This window comes from Streptomyces sp. NPDC059957 (assembly GCF_042730015.1).
GTDB lineage: Bacteria > Actinomycetota > Actinomycetes > Streptomycetales > Streptomycetaceae > Streptomyces.
In genome coordinates this window covers 220,015-224,609 of sequence record NZ_JBHWMB010000004.1, presented here as the reverse complement: position 1 = coordinate 224,609, position 4,595 = coordinate 220,015, and the positions used below count along the sequence as shown (strand labels likewise).

The 4,595-nt window shown below is 70.3% G+C and carries 4 protein-coding genes and 1 pseudogene; 2 read left to right on the top strand and 3 right to left on the bottom strand.

From position 1 onward, the window contains the following. The 3 genes and pseudogenes from ACFWBW_RS04875 to ACFWBW_RS04865 form a co-directional block, all read right to left on the bottom strand. Nucleotides 1–669 (bottom strand): annotated as a pseudogene (locus ACFWBW_RS04875) (methyltransferase); the annotation flags it as partial. Between the two features lie 156 nt (nt 670–825). After that, on the bottom strand, nt 826–2,040 hold the full coding sequence (locus tag ACFWBW_RS04870) for a 4-hydroxybenzoate 3-monooxygenase (RefSeq protein WP_385368415.1): 1,215 nt from the start codon (nt 2,038–2,040) through the stop codon (nt 826–828). Nucleotides 2,041–2,233: 193 nt separating this feature from the next. Continuing rightward, the gene (locus tag ACFWBW_RS04865; RefSeq protein ID WP_385368413.1) at nt 2,234–3,178 is read right to left on the bottom strand and encodes a 5'-nucleotidase; all 945 of its coding nucleotides are present in this window, start codon (nt 3,176–3,178) and stop codon (nt 2,234–2,236) included. Nucleotides 3,179–3,477: 299 nt separating this feature from the next. Here ACFWBW_RS04865 and ACFWBW_RS04860 point away from each other — a divergent pair, with 299 nt between their 5' ends. Continuing rightward, nucleotides 3,478–3,840, top strand: coding sequence for a transglycosylase family protein (locus ACFWBW_RS04860; RefSeq protein WP_385368412.1), 363 nt, complete (start codon nt 3,478–3,480; stop codon nt 3,838–3,840). Between the two features lie 217 nt (nt 3,841–4,057). Further along, the gene (locus ACFWBW_RS04855; protein WP_385368410.1) at nt 4,058–4,486 is read left to right on the top strand and encodes a hypothetical protein; all 429 of its coding nucleotides are present in this window, start codon (nt 4,058–4,060) and stop codon (nt 4,484–4,486) included. Nucleotides 4,487–4,595: the final 109 nt, after the last annotated feature.

Sequence of the window (4,595 nt, the reverse complement as noted above, 5' to 3'; positions counted from 1 at the left end):
GAGCTCCAGGCGACGGTAGCCGCACGCCCCGGCCGCGGGGGTGGTGAAGTAGAGGACGGTGCCGTCCTCGTGCGGGTTGTACCCGCCGCCGTCGGGGCGGGCGCCGTGCCGGGCGAGCACCGCGCACAGGCCGCGCAGCACCAGGGGGTCCGGGTGCTCCAGTTCGAGGGCCAGGTGGGCCTCGTGGCCGCGGACGCGTTCGTGCGCGGCGATCGCTTCCAGGCCCGAGGGCGCGGGCACCGTCAGGGCGAACACCTCCACCGCGCGGCGCTCTCCGGCCGGGCCCTGGACGCGGGGGCGCAGGATCCGGACGTCGAGCTCGGCCAGGTCGCGACGGTGGCGCCGGGCGAGCCGCTGCCGTACGACGACGCTGGGCTGGGACGGAGTGTCGACGGCGAGCCCGCAGTCGGCGAGCCGGCGGCGCAGGTCCTGCGGGTCGGTGGGGAAGATCAGCAGGCCGGCGTGGGCGAAGCGGCAGTGCGGGGCCAGGGACTCCAGCTCCGGGCCGCGCAGGCCGGGCAGCAGGAGGGACAGCACGGTGGCGGTGTCGTGTTCCCGTACGAAGGCGACGGCCGCGCGCAGGCGGGCCGTGTCGTCGGGAAGCATCGTTTCGCCTCGAAGCGGCGATCCGGCGGGACGCGTCGCTTCGGCGGGGAGGGTCGTCGTCATCGCAGAGGTTCCTCGGGCGGTGCTGGGGCGGGTGCTCCGGCGGAGCTGGGCATGGTGGACCGGCGCATGGTGGACCGGCTGTGCGGTGGTCGAGCGAGGAGGCGGTACGGATAAGGCGGTACGGGATAAGGCGGTACGGATACGGGGAAGAGCGGGTCACATGCCGACGTAGTTCTCGGCGAACCAGTCCTGGTGGGCGCGGGAGGTGCGCAAGGAGTCGAGGCGGGCGCGCCGCAGGGAAGCCTGGAAGAGCGATCCGTCCGCTTGGTCCCGGACCGGGAGCGCGTGCAGCAGTCCGGTCATCCACTGGGTGAACTCCTGCGCGCGCCAGATGTGCGCCAGGCTTTGCGCCGAGTAGCGGTCGAGGGCCGCGCCGTCCCCTCCGGCGAGGGTCTCGGCGAGGGCACCGCCCAAGAGCTCGGCCTCCAGCACGGCGAGGTTCGCACCCTTCGCCGCGGCCGGCGCGGTCAGGCTCGCGGCGTCGCCGGCGAGCAGGAGCGAGCCGTGACGCAGGGGTTCGACCACGTCGCACGCGAGGTCGACGACGCCACGCTCGATGATCGGCCCCCTGCGCAGCGGGCCGTGTTCCGTGGCGCCCATCCGCAGGTCGAGCTCGTCCCAGATCCGCTCCTCGGACCAGGCGTCGGCGGGGGCGCCGCGCCGGTACTGGAGGTAGTACCGGGTGACCTGCGGGCTGCGGGCCATGTGGCCGGCGAAGCCGCGTTCGTGGACGGCGTAGCCGACGGCGTCGAGGCTGGGCGGAGCCTCGGCCAGCAGGCCGAGCCAGCTCACTCCGTGGTCGTGGTGGTGGCGGACCGCGCCGGGCGGCAACGAGCGTCGGGACGCTCCGTGACGGCCGTCGCAGCCGGCGACGTACCGGGCGTCCCACCGGGTGGGGCGGCCGTCCGGCTCCCGGGTGGTGACGTACGGCCGGGCGCCGTCGGCATCGTGGACCGCCAGGGCCTCGGTCGTGAAGTGGATCCTGCCGCCGGCGGAGAGGTAGTGCGTCAGCAGGTCCGTCACCAGGTTCTGCTGCGGGTAGACGGTGTGCTGCTCGCCGCGGCCCAGGGAGCCGTAGTCCAGGCGGAAGCGGCCGTCCCCGGTACGGAACTCGCACGTACCGTGGGTGCGCCCGTTCCGGTGCAGCCCGTCGGCGAGACCGTGTCGGTCCAGGATCCGGACGGTGTTCGGCGCGAGGAAGCCGGCCCGGGCCCGGGTCTGGACGTGTGACCGGTCGGCGCGTTCGAGAACCACGCAGTCGATCCCGGCGGCGAGCAGGAGGTTGGCGAGCACCAGGCCGGCGGGGCCGGCGCCGAGCACGACCACATCGGCCGAGGCGCATAAGCCTCGGAAATTCTGACTTTCTGTCATAGCGCGGGAATCATAAGCACGGAAAAACCGGACGAAGATCACCAGTAACCCGCATGCAGCAATGGGCCGATAATCACCGGACCGTCGGACGGACTCGCGGAGCTGCCACCGCACGCGCCGGGAGTCGAAGTCGTCTGACGACACCGTTGATTGCCCTCTTCGGACAATCAACTCCTAGTGTTCAAATGGTTGTTCAGGCAGTCTCGGCAGGTGGAGCATTGGCGACACCGAACGGTATGTGGACGCTCGGGGTGCCCTGTGCCGTGCCGTTCAGGTGGGAGACCTGGTCGTCGAAGAAGATGTGGGGGTCGAGCGTCTTCATGACGGCGGCCTTGTCGATGCCGCCGAGGAAGAAGGCGTCGTTCACCCGAAGGCCCCACTCCTTCAGGCTCCGTAGGGCACGTTCGTGTGCGGGGGCGTCTCGAGCGGTGACCAGGGATACCCGGATACGAGGCCGATACGCGGGGTCCCTGCGGTGCTGCTCGTCTTCTCGGCGCTGGATGCGGTTGATTCCCGCGAGGAAGTTCCGCAGCGGTCCCGGATCGTGGGGAGTGGCGACATGGTTGACTTCGTGTGCGCGGAAGGTTTCGATGCCGCCGTTCCGGTAGACGCGTTCGGAGGTGTCGCTCGCCACCACTCCGTCGAAGTCGAAGGCGAGACGCAGTTCGGGTTCGCTCTCGTCGTCGATGCGTGCCGTGTTCAGCACGTGCCCCGCAGGAAGCCCGGCCGCGACCGCGTCCCGTACGTCGGATCCGTTGGCCGACAGGAACAGCGACATGTTCAGCGCCGGCATGAAACCGTATGAGGGGCGCCCCTGTTGAAAGATCGCGCGGCTGATGGGCAGGTGGTGCGCCTTGATCGAACGCATGACGCGCATCCCGGTGTCCGGGTCGTTGCGCGAGAGGATGATGACCTCGACCAGGGGGTCGGACCCGTCCGAGAGGTCGTTCAACGACAGCAGGCGCCTGACGAACGGGAAGGCCACGCCCTTGGTCAGAAGTTCGTCGAGGTGATTCTCCTGGTATGTGCGGTAGGCGTCCTCTCCGTGCTCCCGGAACACCGCGTCGCCGTCGGTCAGGTCGAACAGCGCGCTGGAGGCGATCCCCACGACCAGGCGATCGGACAGGTCGTACTTCATGCTGCCCCCTGTTGGCGGACGTGCACTGTTGGGGTCTGTCGGGGTTCTTATCGCCGTTCGTGTCGCTGTGCATGCCGAACACGCTCGTCGGATCGGCGGTCGGCAGGGATGCGCGAGGGGCGTAGAGCGCCGTGCGAGGGTCTTAGAGCGTCCGTTCGGGTGGCGTTGCCCCTTCACAGGTGGCAAGTGCGCCTGGAAGTACGACGGTCCGTGCTGTGCTGTGGCCACGGCCCGAAGAGGGTCGTAAGCGGGCCCGCCCGCTGTTTGCGGCAGCCCGCCCCAACAGCGAAGGAGGACTGATGTCGCGCTACCCGAAGGACCGGCGAGAGCTGGGCAGGATCGCTCAACTGCTGGTGTTCCTCATGGTGTTGGCAGTTCCGCTCGTGGACGTCTCCGGTGCCCATGCCGCCGCCGTCCACTCGAAACAGGGCCCCGACTGGGACGCCATCGCCCGGTGTGAATCCGGGGGGAATTGGCGGGCGAACACCGGCAACGGCCATTACGGCGGATTGCAGTTCACCCAGTCGAGCTGGAAGGCGGCAGGAGGCCGCAAGTACGCACCACGCGCCGACCTCGCCACGAAGGCGGAGCAGATCGCCACGGCGAGGAGGCTCGCCAGGATCCAGGGAATGGGGGCCTGGACCTGCGCACGCCGCCGCTGACGGGCGCGCATCCCGGGTCCCGTCCTCGGGGGCCGGCGCCCGCCGGCCCCCGTTGTGCCGTTCTGGCCGGCGGATCAGTACGGTGACCTGCGGTTTCATCCGGAATGCAGGTGGGGTGGGGGAGTGGCGTGCGGATGCGGGCCCTGGGGCCCTGTGTCAGCTTGGTACGAGTGGGGGCCGTACCGGGGGGCGTCTTCCCCGAAGGGGTGCATCACAGATGAACCGACTTCTCGCCACGGCCGTGAGCACGGCCGCAGCAGCGCTTCTCGTCGCCGGCGGGGCCGCCTCGGCCTTCGCCGCCGGGCCCACCGACGACGCGACCACGGAACTGTGCAGCAGTCTGACCGAACTCAAGGCCGACAACGCGAAGTTGCGTGCGCTCGACCCGGCGACAGCCACCAAGGACGAGATCAAGGACGCGCACAAGGCCGTCCAGGACGACGCGAAGACCGTCGCCGAGTCCACCGCGCAGTTCAATGCCGCTCAGAAGGACGCGGTCAAGTCCGCCGCCGCCGATGTGAAGAAGACGTACGAGGGCCTGCCCGGCGAGACCACTGGGGCCGAGGCCCTCACCAAGCTCACCCCTGACCTGCAGAAGCTCGACACGGCCGTCGCGAGCGCCCAGACCGGTCTGCAGTGCTACTGATCCGGACGCGCCGCCGGGCGGGGCGCCCGTAGGGCGCCCCGCCCCCGGCCAGTGGGGTCCCACCCCCGCCCAACGGGGGCCCACCGGGTACTCGCCTCGCAGCGTTTTT

What these genes read in the sequence shown, in the direction of transcription:
- ACFWBW_RS04870 (WP_385368415.1), bottom strand. Translation starts at nt 2,040, where the DNA reads ATGACAGAAAGTCAGAATTTCCGAGGCTTATGCGCCTCGGCCGATGTG.
- ACFWBW_RS04865 (WP_385368413.1), bottom strand. Translation starts at nt 3,178, where the DNA reads ATGAAGTACGACCTGTCCGATCGCCTGGTCGTGGGGATCGCCTCCAGC.
- ACFWBW_RS04860 (WP_385368412.1), top strand. Translation starts at nt 3,478, where the DNA reads ATGTCGCGCTACCCGAAGGACCGGCGAGAGCTGGGCAGGATCGCTCAA.
- ACFWBW_RS04855 (WP_385368410.1), top strand. Translation starts at nt 4,058, where the DNA reads ATGAACCGACTTCTCGCCACGGCCGTGAGCACGGCCGCAGCAGCGCTT.